Here is a 13588-nt window from a genome sequence, read left to right as displayed (position 1 = left end):
CGCCCACGCATCTTCGGCAGGATTCCGCCCGGATTCCGGGCGGAATCCTGCCGAAGTTCGTTCAGCCCGGCTGACAGGTGGGGCACCAGAACAGGTTGCGCGCCTTCATGACCGAGCCGGTGACCGGCGTCCCGCAGACCCGGCACGCCGACCCGGTCCGGCGGTAGACGTACGTGCGGGGACGGTTCTTGGCGTAGGCCGGGTCGCCGTTGTCGTGCTCGGGCCGCACCACGTGCATGACGCCCTCCCGCACACCGACGTTCATCAGCGTGACCAGGTCGGCCCACAGCGCGGTCCACTGCTGCTCGGACACCTCGACGCCGGGCCGGTTCGGGTTGATCTCGTGACGGAACAGGACCTCGGCCCGGTAGACGTTCCCCACCCCGGCGAGCACCGCCTGGTCCATCAGCAGCGCGCCGATCGCGGTCCGCGACTTGGAGATTCGGCGCCAGGCGCGGTCCGGGTCGGCGTCGACGCGCAGCGGGTCGGGTCCCAGCCGGCGCTCGAGCGCGTGCAGCTGTTCCTCGTCGTAGATCTCGCACGCGGTGGGCCCGCGCAGGTCGGTGCCGATCGCGGCGCCGACCATCCGCATGCGCACCTGCCCCACCGGTGCGCCCATCGGCAGCGGCAGGTCGGTGAACTTGCCGTACAGGCCGAGGTGCACGTGGACGATGCGGCCGCCCTCGTAGTGGTGCAGCAGGTGTTTCCCCCACGCCTCCGCGCGGACCAGCACCCGGCGGTCGACGAGCGCGGCCCCCGCCTCGAACCGGCCCTGCGGGCTGGAGACGCGGACGGGAGCACCCGCGAAGTCTCGCTGGTGCTCCCGTGCCAGGCGGTGGAGGGTGTGTCCCTCAGGCATGCTGCGAGCTCACGCCTCCGGCAGCGCCGGCGGCACGCCGGTGCGCTCGTACTCGGACAGGATGTCGATGCGACGCTGGTGCCGCTCCTCCCCCGACCACGGGGTCGCGAGGAATGCGTCGACGATGGCCAGCGCCTCCTCCAGGGAGTGCATGCGGCCGCCGATGCCGATCAGCTGCGCCTTGTTGTGCTGGCGGGCCAGCTGCGCCGTCTCCACGCTCCAGGCCAGGGCGCAACGGGCGCCGGGCACCTTGTTCGCGGCGATCTGCTCGCCGTTGCCGCTGCCGCCGAGGACGATGCCCAGGCTGCCCTCGTCCTCGACCACCCGGCGGGCGGCCTCGACGCAGAAGGCCGGGTAGTCGTCGACCGCGTCGTACACGTGGGCGCCGCAGTCGACTGCCTCGTGTCCGTTGGCGGTGAGATGGTCGATGATCTGGTTCTTGAGCTCGAAGCCAGCATGGTCGGCACCCAGGTATACGCGCATGACCCAATTCTGACAGGTCGCGGCGACGTCACCGGAACCGACCACACATAGGGTCACCGTCATGGAGCAGATCCCGCCCCTGGCCCCTCATCCCGTCCAGCCTGCACACCCCCAACCGACCCACGGCCCGCCACCGATGCTGCCGCCGCGCGGCCTCTCGCCCTGGGGCATGCCCGCGCGGCACCGGTTCGAGAACGCGCTGCTGGTCCTCGCGATCACCGTCACCGCGCTCGCCTACCTGGTCTCGATCGCGCTGCTGGTCAGCGGGCGGCTGGACACCTGGATCGGAATCCTGCTGCTGGCACCGCTTCTGGTCTACCTGGCCCGCGGCCGGATGTACGCCGCACAGCGGGTGAACGGCGTGAAGATGAGCCCCACCCAGTTCCCCGACGGGTACCGGATGGTCGCCGAGGCGGCGGCCCGGTTCGGCATGTCACGGGTGCCGGACGGCTACGTGGTCCTCGGCAACGGGCAGATCAACGCGTTCGCGTCCGGGCACGGGTTCCGGCGGTACGTGGTGGTCTACAGCGACCTGTTCGAGGTCGGCGGCCAGGCCCGCGATCCCGACGCCCTCGCGTTCATCGTCGGCCACGAGGTGGGGCACATCGCGGCCGGGCACACGTCGTACTGGCGTCAGCTCGGCATGTTCGGCGCCAACTACGTCCCGGTGATCGGCTCGTCGCTCTCGCGGGCACAGGAGTACACCGCCGACAACCACGGGCTCTGCAACCGGCCCACCGGGGCGGCCGGGGCCATCGGGGTGCTGGGCGCGGGCAAGTACCTGATGGGGCTGGTGAGCTTCCACGAGATGGCCGACCGAGCCGGCACCGAACGCGGGTTCTTCCCGTGGCTGGTCAACATCCTGGCCAGCCACCCGGTGCTGACCTGGCGGGCGGCCGCCCTGCGGGACCGGTCCCGGCACGGCCGGATCTTCTTCCGCCCCTAAGGCGTGCCTCCCAATCCCGCAACAGGGATCGCGAGACATGCCCTAACTGGCAGCCAGCTCAGAGGGGAGGATGCGGATGAAACCAAGACAGCCAGGGCGGGGCACCCCTTCGTAGGCCCCGCTGCAGGTCTCGCTGCTGCCCACAGCAGCGCTGCCCGACTGAACGGGGCCCGCAGCGCTGCCCGTCAGTGGGAGAACAATGGCTGCAAGGAGAACTTGGAACGAATCGCCGATGGCGGGGTTGGGCTCCTCAGCCGACGCCGTGCCCCCACCGAGTGCCAGGCCACCGCCGAGCAGAGCCGCCGCGACCAGGACGGACGCGCCGCGGCGCGCCAGATTTCGAGACATGAAACTTCCTTCGTTCGAATGTGTAGGACCGGGGTGCCCACACCTAACGGAACGCCCCCCGACCGAGCCAGAATAGGGCGAATCGGCCAGGACGGCAGCCGAATCAGACTCGACTTCCCGCAGGTCAAACCGTTAAACACGACCGACGGCAGGACCCCCCACCGCGCTGCGGTCCTGCCGCCGTGGGTTGCCGGTGGTCACCGAAACGGGCGTCCCCTGTTGCCGTCCGACGACGGCACCAGGGGCTCGACAATCACCCACTGCTCATCACAGATCACACTCGTGCGCACCACACCGAGCATGGTGCGCCACAGACACGATCAGATTAAGGAGACATGATCTAGGCGGCTCCGCCGCTCGTGCGCGGTTGACGGGTCCGGGGACCCGTCAACCGCGCACGAGCCGGACCCGGCCACCAGTCGCTAGGACCGGACCACACGCTCGCAGTGGGCGCGCACCCGCCGGTTCTCGCCGTCCACCCAGCCCTTGGACTCGGCGTAGTCGATCATCGAGACGAACCGCGGCAGCCAGTCGGTCACCCGGTCGGGGTGCGCGCGCACCGCGCGTTCCAGCTCGGCGATCTCGAGCCAGACGTGACCGTCGGCGACGATGCCCCACCCGCCGAGCACCGAGGCCATCCGATCGGCGTCGGGGTCCCCGGACACCGTCACCGCGAGCCGCGTGAACTCGTCGACACCGGTCAGTGTCACCGGCGCGACGTCCGAATCCAGGTCCACCTCGAGCTGCATGGCACGCACTCCTCCGACATCGATGTCACCAATTGGATCAGCCGATCCAATCAGTGCCATTGGAAGCCATCGCCGGGCCGCAGTCAAGATGTGGAATGCTCGGCGCATGTCCACCGCCTCCGGGAACCGACAGGGCACCGCCACCCGCCTGCGCCTGATCAAGACGGCCGAACGACTCTTCGCCACCCAGGGCTTCGACGCCGTGTCGGTGCGCGCGGTCAACGCCGCCGCCGGACTGGGCCCCGCGTCGGTGCACTACCACTTCGGCACCAAGGAGGACCTGCTCACGGCGGTCCTCGTCGATCTCGGCGGTGCGGTGCGCGACCAGATCACGGCGAACGTCGCGGAACTGGCGGCGGGGCCGCAGCCGGCCGACGCCGACGCGCTGGTGCGCGCGGTCACCGGGCCGTACCTGGAACTCCTTCTGCGCCAACGCACCCGAGGCATGCGCTGGGTCAAGATCATCGCGCAGATCTCGCCGGAAGGTCACCCGACACTGGAGGCGGCCGGACGGGAGCTGCAGGTCGCACTGCTCGGCGAGGTCCGCCGGACCTACCCCGAGGCCGACCCGGCTCGACTGGAACGGCGCTGGGCGATCTCGGTGACGAGCTTCCTGCAATCCCTGAGCCGCGCCGACGAGTGGCGCCGGGACGGCGGCCGCCTGTCCCCCGACGAGCTCGCCTCGTTCCACGAGGACCTGGTTGTCTTCGTGGTCGGCGGACTCGAACGGCTGCTCGCCAGCTGAAACCGACTTCACCCACACCCGGCCCCTGGCCGCCGACACATTCGGATCACCTGATCCAGAAACTGGAGTGACCGCTGAGCGGGATATTTTTGGATCATCTGATCCAGTTAGGTGATAGGAATCGACCGAGCGCATGTGATGTCGCTCACGCCACAACCTTCGCCGTGTCAACAGTCGCCCGTCAGGAGATGACGCTCGTGTGGACCAGAGATTCCCTCGAATTCGGCGCGTTCCTCGCGCCCTACCACCCGCTCAACGCCGACCCCGCGCTGCAACTGCGCCGGGACATCGACCTGATGGAACACCTCGACCACCTCGGCTTCGCCGAGGCGTGGATGGGTGAGCACCACTCGACCGGGGCCGAGATCGTGCCGGCGCCCGACATGTTCATCGCCGCCGCGGCCGAACGCACCCAGCGGATCCGGTTCGGCACCGGCGTCACCTCGCTGCCCTACCACCATCCGCTCGTCACCGCGGACCGCATCACCCAACTGGACCTGCAGACCCGTGGGCGCCTGATCTTCGGGACCGGCCCGGGCAAGATCCCCCTCGACGCGCACATGATGGGCATCGACCCGTCCGACCAGCGCCGCATGCAGGGCGAGGCGCTCGAGGCGATCCTGCCGCTGCTGCGCGGCGAGGTGGTGAACATGGAGACCGACTGGTTCACGCTGCGCGACGCGCGGGCCCAGCTGCCCACCTACAACCCGGCCGGCATCGAGATCGCGACCGCCTCGACCATCTCCCCCAACGGCTCGGTGCTCGCGGGCACCCACGGCCTGTCGCTGCTCTCGCTCGCGGCGAGCTCGCCGACCGGTTTCGAGGCACTCGGCCGCAACTGGGACATCTACGAGCAGGTCTCGGCCGAACACGGCCACGTCGCGGACCGCTCCACCTGGCGCGTGGTCAACCCGATGTTCCTCGCCGAGACCCGCGCAGACGCCGAACGCGCCGTCAGCCGCCGGATCGGCTCGATGGCCGCCTACGTCAATCGGCAGACCGGGCAGAACCCGGAGTGGGCGCAGACCCCCAAGGGGATCGTCGACCAGTGGCGGGGCGACACCCTCGGCGAGTTCGGGCAGGCGATCATCGGCACCCCGGACGACGCCATCGCGCAGATCGAGCGGCTGATCGAGCAGACCGGCGGGTTCGGCACCCTGCTCGTCCTGCACGTGGACATGGCGAGCTGGGAGGACACCAAGCGCAGTTACGAGCTGTTCGCCTCCGAGGTGGTCCCGCACTTCAAGAACCGAAACGCCGGCCGCGAGGCCAGCCTGCAGTACGCGGCCGACAACCGCGACTACCTGATCGGCGGACTGATCGGCGCAATCACCAAGGCGCACACCGACTACTACGGCCAGCCCGCGGGAGCACAGGCATGAGGGCGGCGCAGTTCGCCGACGGCGCGTTCACGGTCACCGAGGTCCCGGGCCCGCCTGCCGTCGGCCCCGGTCAGGTCCGGATCGACGTCGTCGCCTGCGGCATCTGCGGCAGCGACCTGAGCATGTCCAAGGACCCCTGCCGGTTCGTCCACGTCGCGGAGAACGCGGGCTACCCGCTGGCCACCTTCGACACCGACCGCCCCGTCGTGCTCGGTCACGAGTACGCGGGCACCGTCGCCGAGATCGGCTCGGCCGTCACCGAGTTCGCCGTCGGTGACCGGGTCGCGGGCATCGGGCTCGCGACCGACACCGCCACGGGCATCCCGAAGATCATCGGCTACTCCAACGAGTACCACGGCGCCTTCGGCGAGCACATCGTCGTCGACGCCTTCTGGGTCCGCCGGGTCCCCGAGGGACTCTCGCTCGAGCACGCCACCCTCGCCGAACCGCTGCACGTCGGCGAGATGCACATGCAGCAGTCCGGTCTCACCGCCGCGGACTCGGCGCTGGTGATCGGCTGCGGCACCATCGGGCTCGGCGCCGTCGTGGCCGCCAAAGCCCGCGGGGCTCGGCTGGTGATCGCGTCCGAGCCGTCACCGAAACGTCGCGAGCTGGCCGCAAAGATGGGCGCCGACATCGTCGTCGACCCGAACGAGCAGGACCCGATCGAGCTGTGGAACCGGATGGTCGCCGAGGGCAACACCCTCGTCGGGCAGGCGGGCGGGGGCATCCTGATCGCCTACGAGTGCAGCGGCCGCGCCGGGGTCCTGGGCACCCTGATGCACACGCTGCCGTTCAACTCGCGGATCCAGGTGCTGGCGGCGCCGTTCGGGGACGAGACGATCATCCCCGTGGTCGGACAGTTCCGCCGGATCGCGATCAACTTCGGCCACGGCCCGTACGAGGACGCCTACGACATCACGCTGCGGCGCCTGGCCGACGGGGAGATCGACGCGGACGCGATCATCACGGGGCGGGTGGGGCTGGACGGGGTCGCGGACGCGTTCACCGCGCTGCGCAGCCCCGACGAGCACGTCAAGATCCTGGTCCTGCCCTAGGCGCTCCCCCTAGGCTCGGTTGACGGGTCCGTCGGACCCGTCAACCGCGCACGAGTGCGCAGTGCTCAGTCGAAGGAGGGGTCCTCGGTCCGGGTGCGCTTGAGCTCGAAGAAGTGCGGGTACGACGCCAGCGCGACGGTGCCGTCCCAGACCCTGCCCGCGTCCTCGCCGCGCGGGATGCGCGAGAGCACGGGCCCGAAGAACGCGACGCCGTTGACGTGGATGGTCGGGGTGCCGACGTCTGGGCCGACGGCGTCCATGCCCGCCTTGTGGCTGGCGCGCAGTTCCTCGTCGTAGTCGCCCGACTCGGCCGCCGCGGCCAGTTCCGCGGGCAGGCCGACCTCCTCGAGTGCCTCCGCGATGACGACGGGCAGATCCTTGTTGCCCTGGTCGTGGATGCGCGTGCCCATCGCCGTGTAGAGCGGCAGCAGCACCTTGTCGCCGTGGTCGCGGGCCGCGGCGATCGCCACCCGGACCGGCCCCCACGCGCGCACCATCAGTTCCTGGTACTCCTCGGGCAGGTCGCGGCCCTCGTTGAGCACGGCCAGGCTCATCACGTGGAAGTTGGCGTCGATGTCGCGGACCTTCTCGACCTCGAGGATCCAGCGCGAGGTGATCCAGCACCACGGGCAGAGCGGGTCGAACCAAAAGTCGGCGGTGTCCTTGGCGGTCACGGGCTGGTCTCCTGTCAGCTGCATCGTCGGGGCGAACCACCCCGACGCGGATCGGTACGAACTCGAGACACGGGTCTCCTGCCATGCCAACCTGCCACGGCCCCGATTCCTTCCCGCGCGACCGGGTGCGCCGCTCTCGGTCCACGGACCGCCCACGGGCAGTAGGGTCGGGACGAAGACCCGTTCGGATCCGATCGTTCGCCAGAACCTGGGGAAACGGAGCGTGACGCGATGTCATCGAACCGCACATTTGTCATCGTCGGCGGCGGCCTGGCCGGCGCGAAGACGGCGGAAGCCCTCCGTGAGAAGGACTTCGACGGTTCGATCGTGCTGCTGAGCGAGGAGGACCACCTCCCCTACGAACGTCCGCCGCTGTCCAAGGAACACATGGCGGGCAAGAAGTCCCTCGCGGAGTTCACCGTCCACCACGGCGACTGGTACCGCGACCACCACGTCGACCTGCGGCTCGGCACCACGGCCACCGCCCTGGACCGCGACGCCCACCTGGTCACCCTCCCCGACGGCTCGACGCTGGGCTACGACAAGCTCGCGCTGGCCACCGGGTCCCGCTCCCGGCGCCCCCCGATCCCGGGCGCCGACGCCGACGGAGTCCACTTCCTGCGCACCGTCGAGGAGTCCGACGCCCTGCTCGACGCCCTGTCCCCCGGCGCACGGCTGGTGGTGATCGGCGCGGGCTGGATCGGGCTCGAGGTCACCGCCGTCGCCCGCGACCGTGGCGTGATCGTCACCGTCCTCGAGGCGGCCGAACTGCCGTTGCTCGCCGCCCTGGGCGCCGAGATGGGCACCGTGTTCGCCGAAATGCACCGCGAGCACGGCGTCGACCTCCGGTTCCAGGCCCGGGTCGAGGAGATCACCACCGCCGACGGCCGGGCCACGGGCGTACGGCTGGCCTCCGGTGACGTGCTGGCCGCCGACGCGGTCCTCGTCGCCGTGGGCGCGCAACCGAACATCGAACTGGCCGAGTCGGCCGGACTGACCATGGACGGCGGCGTGGTCGTCGACTCCGCGCTGCGGACCAGCGACCCGGACATCGTCGCGGTCGGCGACATCGCCGCGCACTTCCACCCGGTGCTCGACACCCGAATCCGCGTGGAGCACTGGGCCAATGCGCTCAACCAGCCGGCGGCGGCCGCGGCGACCATGCTCGGTCACCCCACCGACTACACGAACCTGCCGTATTTCTTCACCGACCAGTACGACCTCGGCATGGAGTACGTCGGCTACGCACCCCACTACGCCCGGATCGTGGTGCGCGGCGACGTCGCCCGACGCGAGTTCGTCGCGTTCTGGCTCGACGGCGACCATCGGGTCCTGGCCGCGATGAACGTCAACGTCTGGGATGTCGGTGACGTGGTGCGGGCCCTGATCCTCGGCCGGATGCCGGTCGACCCGGTGGCGCTGTCCGATCCGAACGTGCCGCTCACCGAGGTCGCCGCCTGAGAGTCGGTGCGAGCGGTCGTGAGGTCCGGCACGTCGTGATGGGATGGAGGCGTACACCTTTCCCGACCCCGAGGAGCGTCCGACGTGGCCCCACCGAACCTGACCCGCGACCAGGCAGCGCAGCGCGCGGAGCTGTTGACGGTCGACAACTACCGCATCGAACTGGACCTGACCGACGGCAACGGGGCCCCGGGCGAGCACACCTTCCGCTCCCGCACCACGGTCACGTTCGGCGCGAAGGCCGGCGGCTCGACGTTCGTGGACCTCATCGCCCAGACCGTGCACGGCGCCACCCTCAACGGGCGCGCGGTGGACGTGAGCGGGTACGACGAGTCCACCGGCATCACGTTGACGGACCTGGCCGAGCGCAACGAGCTGACCGTGGAGGCCGACTGCGTCTACTCGCACACCGGTGAGGGCCTGCACCGCTTCGTCGACCCCACCGACCAGTCCGTCTACCTGTACTCGCAGTTCGAGACGGCCGACGCCAAGCGGATGTTCGCCTGCTTCGACCAGCCGGACCTCAAGGCCACCTTCGACGTTCGGGTCACCGCGCCCACCGAGTGGCAGGTGATCTCCAACTCCGCCGTGGTCGAGACCCTGGCCGCGACACCCGGCGAGCACCACTTCCGCACCACGCCGAGGATGAGCACCTACCTGGTCGCCCTGATCGCCGGCCCCTACGCGCAGTGGAGCGACAGCTACTCCGACGAGCACGGCCACGTCCCGCTGGGCATCTTCTGCCGCGCCTCGCTCGCCGAGCACATGGACGCCGAGCGGTTGTTCACCGAGACCAAGCAGGGTTTCGAGTTCTACCACCGCAACTTCGGGGTGCCGTACGCGTTCGGCAAGTACGACCAGTTGTTCGTGCCCGAATTCAACGCGGGCGCAATGGAGAACGCCGGCGCCGTGACCTTCCTGGAGGACTACGTCTTCCGGTCCAAGGTCACCCGGGCGTCGTACGAACGGCGCGCGGAGACGGTGCTGCACGAGATGGCGCACATGTGGTTCGGCGACCTGGTGACGATGACCTGGTGGGACGACCTGTGGCTCAACGAGTCGTTCGCGACCTTCGCCTCAGTGCTGTGCCAGAGCGAGGCCACCGAGTACACCAACGCCTGGACGACCTTCGCGAACGTGGAGAAGTCCTGGGCGTACCGGCAGGACCAGCTGCCCTCGACGCACCCGATCGCCGCCGACATCCCGGACCTGGCCGCCGTGGAGGTGAACTTCGACGGCATCACCTACGCCAAGGGCGCCAGCGTGCTCAAGCAGCTGGTCGCGTACGTCGGCCTGGAGCCGTTCCTGGCCGGCCTGCGCGCCTACTTCGCCGAGCACGCCTTCGGCAACGCCACCTTCGACGACCTGCTCGCGGCGCTCGAGAAGTCCTCGGGCCGCGACCTGTCCGAGTGGGGCGCGCAGTGGCTCAAGACCACCGGCCTGAACATCCTGCGGCCGGAGTTCACCGTCGACGAGCAGGGCCGGTTCACCTCGTTCGCGGTGCTGCAGGACGGCGCCGCGCCGGGTGCGGGCGAGACCCGGGTGCACCGGCTGGCCGTCGGCATCTACGACGACTCGGACGCCGGGAAGCTGGTCCGGACCGAACGCATCGAGCTGGACGTCGAGGGCCCGCGCACCGAGGTGCCGGAGCTGATCGGCGTCGCCCGCGGCAAGCTGATCCTGGTCAACGACGACGACCTCACCTACTGCTCGGTGCGCCTCGACGCCGAGTCGCTGTCCACCCTGATCGAGCGGATCGGCGACATCGCCGACCCCCTGCCCCGCACCCTCGCCTGGTCCGCGGCCTGGGAGATGACCCGGCAGGCCGAGCTCAAGGCCCGGGACTTCGTGGCGCTGGTGCAGCGCGGCATCGGCGCCGAGACCGAGGTCGGCGTCGTGCAGCGGCTGCTGATGCAGGCGCACACCGCGCTGAGCAGCTACGCCGAGCCGGACTGGGCTGCCGAGACCGGCTGGCCCGGCTTCGCGAACCGGCTGCTGGAACTGGCCCGCGAGGCCGAGGCGGGCTCCGACCACCAGCTCGCGTTCGTCAACGCGCTGACCGGCGCGCAGCTGTCCGCCTGGCACACCGAGGTGCTGACGGAACTGCTCGACGCGGACCCGGCCAGCCTCGGCCTGCCGGGCCTGACGGTGGACACCGACCTGCGCTGGCGGCTGGTGCACGCGCTGGCCGCGGCCGGCGAGGTGGACGCGGAGTCGGTGGCGTCGCCTTTCATCGACGCCGAGGCGCAGCGTGACCCGACCGCGGCCGGGTCACGTCATGCGGCTGCCGCGCGGGCGTTGCGGCCGCAGGCGGAGGCCAAGGCGCTGGCCTGGGCGAAGGTCGTCGACGACGACTCAGTCCCGAACATCACCGCCCGCGCCATCATCGGCGGGTTCGCCGGACTGGGGCAGGACGCGGTGCTCGAGCCGTACCTGACCCGCTACTTCGCGGACATCCCCGGCGTGTGGGAACGACGCTCGAGCGAGGTCGCGCAGACGGTGGTGATCGGTCTGTACCCGGCGTGGGCGATCAGCGAGGCGGCGGTCGCCGCGGCGGACGAGTTCCTCGCCGGTGAGCACCCGCCGGCGCTGCGGCGGCTGGTGGTCGAGGGCCGGGCCGGGATCGTGCGGTCGCTCGCGGCGCGGGCGTTCGACGCCGGCTGACCCCCCGCAGACGCCAGTGACCGAATGTCGCATTCGTTCAGCTCAGCTGAATGAATGCGACATTCGGTCACACGGGGGTGGGGACTGAACGTCCCCGCCAGCTCATAGAACTACGGGCGGGCGATGGCCGCGCTCATCACGCGGATCGCGCTGATCAGGCCGTCGATCAGGTCGGCCTCGCCGAACGAGGAGACCGCCGCGGTCACGCCGAGCTGCGCGACCCGGTCGGTGACCCGGTCTGCCACGGCCTTGCCCGAACGGATCTCCACGGCGCGCTGGTTCGGCGACACCGCGATGAGCACCGAACGCTCGGCCTCGGGCGTCGTCGGGAACAGCTCCTCCGCGCCGGCCGCCGGGTCGTCGCCGAGCGGGCCGATGTACGCGTTGAAGCGCACCTTGGTCGCGCGGGTCGCGTCGGTCATGGCGTCGTCGAGCGCCACCAGCTCGTCCACGGTGAACGGCAGATCGTCGTACGGCTCGCCGATGCGGTGCACCGACGAGACGCGACCACTGGCGGTCAACACGGACCCCACCGGGAGGTCGGCCTCGATCACTGCCGGGAAACGGTTACCACCTGCCACTTGCCGTACCTCCGATCAGATCTGCGGAACCGGCCTCGATGGCCGCATGTCCACCGTGGTGACCGGCAACGGTCACCTCGTCGACTGCGGACCACAACACCGGCTTGTGCGTCCATTCCTTGTCCAGCGAGTAGTGCTCGGGCGTCGTGCCCGCCACCGGCTTGGCAAGGTAGGACAGTCCCGCGATGATCGCCGTGATGACCACGGGGATCGCTACGAAGATCAGCACTGTCTCAAGAATGCTCACGAGGCAAACGGTAGCCCAGTCGACGGCAATTTGTACCGTCGGGGCCAACTCCGCGCGAGCCGCCTACGCCGCGCCCTCACCCAGGTAGCGCAACCACACCGGGTCGAGCTCCTTGTTGTCCGCAAGCAACCGCCAGTGCTGCCCCTTCGGCGGCACCAATGTGGCTCGCAGCGTCCAGCCGAGCTCGCTGAGCAGCTTGTCGGCCTTGCGGTGGTTGCACGGCGCGCAGCACGCGACGCAGTTCTCCCAGGAATGGCCGCCGCCTCGGCTGCGCGGGACCACGTGGTCGATGGTCTCGGCCTTGTCGCCGCAGTAGGCGCAGCGGAAGCGGTCCCGGTGCATCAGCGCGGCGCGGGTCAAGGGGATCCGGGCCCGGTACGGGACGCGCACGTAAGTACGCAGCCGGATCACGGACGGCACCTGCAGCGAGTACTCAGCAGAGTGGATGACCTGGCCCAGCGGGTCCTCGTGGACGGCGTCGGCCTTGGCGCAGACCAGCAGGACGACGGCCCGACGGACGGGCAGTGCGGTGAGCGGTTCGTAGGTGGCGTTGAGCAGCAGCACCCGGCGTTTCACCCAGGCGGGTACCGCGTCCTCGCCCAGGTCCGAGGGTCTGGCGCCCTCGTTGATCAATTGCAGCGGAGAAGCCCCCGGTCCCCGTGACATGCGGGAAGCGGTGGGCTCGAGTTGTCGATGCGCGCGTGCGCCCTGTCGGTGCTTCATGCGACCTCCGGAAACAAGTGCCTCCAAGTTGACCACGGATGACGGCCGTGCGCACGCCCATTTTTGACATCGGACACCGGACATCGGGTGAACACTGGGCAACGACCGTGTCACCGGCGCGGCACGTCACCAACACAATCCACACGTCAGCACCACACCCCACAGGCCAGCGCTACGACCCATGGGCACTGCCTTCGACACCGCACCCGGTGGCAGGCACAATGGTGACGCCATGACTGAACCCGAGATGAGCTTCTACGACGCAGTCGGCGGTGCCGAGACGTTCCGCCGGCTCACCGCCCGGTTCTACGAGGAGGTGGCCAAGGACGAGATCGTCCGGCCGCTGTACCCGGAAGAGGACCTCGGCCCCGCCGAGCGCCGCATGCGGTTGTTCCTCGAGCAGTACTGGGGCGGCCCGCGCACCTACTCCGACGAGCGCGGCCACCCGCGGCTGCGGCTGCGCCACCAGCCGTTCCGGATCGGCCCGATCGAGCGGGACGCCTGGCTGCGGTGCATGCACATCGCGATCGCGTCGATCGAGCCGGAGATCCTCGACGACGCGCACCGCCGCGCCCTCACCGACTACATGGACATGGCGGCCGCGTCGATGGTGAACGCGCCGATCTGACCGACTACGCCCGCGCGGTGCCGCTCGGGTCGTGGCGGCA

Annotated in this window: 14 protein-coding genes; 7 read left to right on the top strand and 7 right to left on the bottom strand. The window is 69.9% G+C overall.

From position 1 onward, the window contains the following. Positions 1-61: 61 nt before the first annotated feature. The gene (locus RT2_RS11530; protein ID WP_072844928.1) at positions 62-859 is read right to left on the bottom strand and encodes an Fpg/Nei family DNA glycosylase; all 798 of its coding nucleotides are present in this window, start codon (positions 857-859) and stop codon (positions 62-64) included. A 9-nt stretch (positions 860-868) separates the two neighbouring features. Then, positions 869-1342 carry a ribose-5-phosphate isomerase gene (locus RT2_RS11525; RefSeq protein ID WP_072845014.1) on the bottom strand — a complete coding sequence of 158 codons (474 nt, stop codon included), beginning with the start codon at positions 1340-1342 and terminating at the stop codon, positions 869-871. A gap of 61 nt (positions 1343-1403) precedes the next feature. Here RT2_RS11525 and RT2_RS11520 point away from each other — a divergent pair, with 61 nt between their 5' ends. Next, positions 1404-2288 carry a M48 family metallopeptidase gene (locus RT2_RS11520; protein ID WP_371851160.1) on the top strand — a complete coding sequence of 295 codons (885 nt, stop codon included), beginning with the start codon at positions 1404-1406 and terminating at the stop codon, positions 2286-2288. Positions 2289-3058: 770 nt separating this feature from the next. Here RT2_RS11520 and RT2_RS11515 read toward each other — a convergent pair. Beyond that, the gene (locus tag RT2_RS11515; RefSeq protein WP_072844926.1) at positions 3059-3385 is read right to left on the bottom strand and encodes a hypothetical protein; all 327 of its coding nucleotides are present in this window, start codon (positions 3383-3385) and stop codon (positions 3059-3061) included. 106 nt (positions 3386-3491) lie between these two features. Between RT2_RS11515 and RT2_RS11510 the strand changes: the two genes are divergently transcribed. The 3 genes from RT2_RS11510 (at position 3492) to RT2_RS11500 (ending at position 6570) form a co-directional block, all read left to right on the top strand. Next, on the top strand, positions 3492-4130 hold the full coding sequence (locus tag RT2_RS11510) for a TetR/AcrR family transcriptional regulator (protein WP_072844925.1): 639 nt from the start codon (positions 3492-3494) through the stop codon (positions 4128-4130). A gap of 164 nt (positions 4131-4294) precedes the next feature. After that, a complete protein-coding gene (locus RT2_RS11505; RefSeq protein ID WP_245709454.1) occupies positions 4295-5512 on the top strand; it encodes an LLM class flavin-dependent oxidoreductase in 1218 nt (405 codons plus the stop codon). Then, positions 5509-6570 (top strand): alcohol dehydrogenase catalytic domain-containing protein, encoded by a 1062-nt coding sequence (locus RT2_RS11500; RefSeq protein ID WP_072844923.1) that lies wholly within the window; start codon positions 5509-5511, stop codon positions 6568-6570. Before RT2_RS11505 ends, RT2_RS11500 begins: the two co-directional genes overlap by 4 nt. A 65-nt stretch (positions 6571-6635) precedes the next feature. Here RT2_RS11500 and RT2_RS11495 read toward each other — a convergent pair whose 3' ends face one another. Beyond that, entirely contained in the window at positions 6636-7244 is a 609-nt protein-coding gene (locus RT2_RS11495) for a mycothiol-dependent nitroreductase Rv2466c family protein (protein WP_371851159.1), read from the bottom strand. 231 nt (positions 7245-7475) lie between these two features. On the opposite strand from RT2_RS11495, the gene RT2_RS11490 reads away from it, so the two are divergent. Then, positions 7476-8705: an NAD(P)/FAD-dependent oxidoreductase gene (locus RT2_RS11490; RefSeq protein WP_072844921.1), complete on the top strand. Its 1230-nt coding sequence runs from the start codon at positions 7476-7478 to the stop codon at positions 8703-8705. An 84-nt stretch (positions 8706-8789) separates the two neighbouring features. Next, positions 8790-11369, top strand: a complete 2580-nt coding sequence (gene pepN, locus RT2_RS11485; RefSeq protein ID WP_072844920.1) for an aminopeptidase N — start codon at positions 8790-8792, stop codon at positions 11367-11369. A 110-nt stretch (positions 11370-11479) separates the two neighbouring features. On the opposite strand, the gene RT2_RS11480 is transcribed toward pepN, so the two are convergent. From RT2_RS11480 to RT2_RS11470, 3 genes are all read right to left on the bottom strand, one after another. Continuing rightward, the gene (locus RT2_RS11480; protein WP_072844919.1) at positions 11480-11950 is read right to left on the bottom strand and encodes a DUF5130 domain-containing protein; all 471 of its coding nucleotides are present in this window, start codon (positions 11948-11950) and stop codon (positions 11480-11482) included. Further along, positions 11937-12197, bottom strand: a complete 261-nt coding sequence (gene ctaJ, locus RT2_RS11475; RefSeq protein ID WP_072844918.1) for an aa3-type cytochrome oxidase subunit CtaJ — start codon at positions 12195-12197, stop codon at positions 11937-11939. The genes RT2_RS11480 and ctaJ overlap by 14 nt, the downstream gene beginning before the upstream one ends. Positions 12198-12260: 63 nt before the next feature. Further along, a complete protein-coding gene (locus tag RT2_RS11470; RefSeq protein WP_083577330.1) occupies positions 12261-12920 on the bottom strand; it encodes an HNH endonuclease in 660 nt (219 codons plus the stop codon). Between the two features lie 232 nt (positions 12921-13152). Here RT2_RS11470 and RT2_RS11465 point away from each other — a divergent pair, with 232 nt between their 5' ends. Beyond that, positions 13153-13548, top strand: a complete 396-nt coding sequence (locus RT2_RS11465) for a globin (RefSeq protein ID WP_072844916.1) — start codon at positions 13153-13155, stop codon at positions 13546-13548. Positions 13549-13588 lie beyond the last annotated feature (40 nt).

It is taken from the genome of Rhodococcus tukisamuensis NBRC 100609 (genome assembly GCF_001894985.1).
Classification (GTDB): domain Bacteria; phylum Actinomycetota; class Actinomycetes; order Mycobacteriales; family Mycobacteriaceae; genus Rhodococcus_G; species Rhodococcus_G tukisamuensis.
This window is presented reverse-complemented; position numbering and strand designations above follow the sequence as displayed.

What these genes read in the sequence shown, in the direction of transcription:
- RT2_RS11530 (WP_072844928.1), bottom strand. Translation starts at nt 859, where the DNA reads ATGCCTGAGGGACACACCCTCCACCGCCTGGCACGGGAGCACCAGCGA.
- RT2_RS11525 (WP_072845014.1), bottom strand. Translation starts at nt 1,342, where the DNA reads ATGCGCGTATACCTGGGTGCCGACCATGCTGGCTTCGAGCTCAAGAAC.
- RT2_RS11520 (WP_371851160.1), top strand. Translation starts at nt 1,404, where the DNA reads ATGGAGCAGATCCCGCCCCTGGCCCCTCATCCCGTCCAGCCTGCACAC.
- RT2_RS11515 (WP_072844926.1), bottom strand. Translation starts at nt 3,385, where the DNA reads ATGCAGCTCGAGGTGGACCTGGATTCGGACGTCGCGCCGGTGACACTG.
- RT2_RS11510 (WP_072844925.1), top strand. Translation starts at nt 3,492, where the DNA reads ATGTCCACCGCCTCCGGGAACCGACAGGGCACCGCCACCCGCCTGCGC.
- RT2_RS11500 (WP_072844923.1), top strand. Translation starts at nt 5,509, where the DNA reads ATGAGGGCGGCGCAGTTCGCCGACGGCGCGTTCACGGTCACCGAGGTC.
- RT2_RS11490 (WP_072844921.1), top strand. Translation starts at nt 7,476, where the DNA reads ATGTCATCGAACCGCACATTTGTCATCGTCGGCGGCGGCCTGGCCGGC.
- RT2_RS11470 (WP_083577330.1), bottom strand. Translation starts at nt 12,920, where the DNA reads ATGAAGCACCGACAGGGCGCACGCGCGCATCGACAACTCGAGCCCACC.
- RT2_RS11465 (WP_072844916.1), top strand. Translation starts at nt 13,153, where the DNA reads ATGACTGAACCCGAGATGAGCTTCTACGACGCAGTCGGCGGTGCCGAG.